Here is an 843-nt window from a genome sequence, read left to right on the forward strand (position 1 = left end):
GCTTTACGTTAATCAAAGCTATCACGGCCCTATTCGAGGTCTCCGTCTGCCCCACAAGGCTTGGCAGGCGCTGCAGAACGCTGAGATTGGGACACTTGATGAGCTAAAGGCTGTCGTTGTCCGGATTGAGCAGATGCCTGGCGTAGGATCCAAAACGGCGCAAGTGATCAGGGCAGAGCTTGATCGTGTTGCACTTGTCGAAAAGACGTCTCCCGATAGGGCTGACTCATAGCGCGTAATTCGCAGAACACTCTTTATGGAACTGGGGCGTGAGGGTGCAGGACGCGGTGAGGGTTTGCTTGACTGAATGGGACGAGCCCCCTCCATCAAGAAGATTTGACACCCTTCTGCAATGTAAACCAAGCTGCCCGATATTCTGTGGGGCAGATTGGTTGACCCTATGGGACAGCGATCCCGAGGGTCAGATGCAAAAGTCCGACAATCTAAGATCCCGATGGGTGGAAACGGAAGCGGCCAAGTACACCACCCCGGACAGCATGCGGCAGCGCATCGCCTTTGAGCAAAAGCAGATCCAGACCTTAACCGGCGCTGGCCTGGAGGGTGAACACACGGCGAAGGCTCTGGAGGCCCATCACGAGTTGATCCGCGTTCTAACAGAACGCCTCGCGATGTCAGAACTCGTTAGACAAGTCACTGATTGTGCTCGTTAGAGATGTCACTTCTGAGGAGCGACTGCTGAGAGTTCAGCCCACCTTGAACAGGCTCTTGGCCTGCCCTCGCCGACGCGGTGCTTTGCGGCTGCGGCTCATGTCGAGCTCCTTCTGCCGCTCCGCGATATAGGCCAGCACCGGACCCAGCCGCTTGTTCTCGACAACCGCCGCC

General features: G+C 56.8%; 1 protein-coding gene and 2 pseudogenes. 2 read left to right on the plus strand and 1 reads right to left on the minus strand.

Annotated elements, in window-relative coordinates:
* Positions 1-232: pseudogene (locus ACXJKO_RS31870) on the plus strand (hypothetical protein); the annotation flags it as partial.
* Positions 233-425: 193 nt separating this feature from the next.
* Positions 426-671, plus strand: a complete 246-nt coding sequence (locus ACXJKO_RS31875) for a hypothetical protein (RefSeq protein ID WP_457094993.1) — start codon at positions 426-428, stop codon at positions 669-671.
* A gap of 33 nt (positions 672-704) precedes the next feature.
* On the opposite strand, the pseudogene ACXJKO_RS31880 reads toward ACXJKO_RS31875, so the two are convergent.
* Positions 705-843 (minus strand): annotated as a pseudogene (locus tag ACXJKO_RS31880) (ISNCY family transposase); the annotation flags it as partial.

The organism is Microvirga sp. P5_D2, from assembly GCF_054049475.1.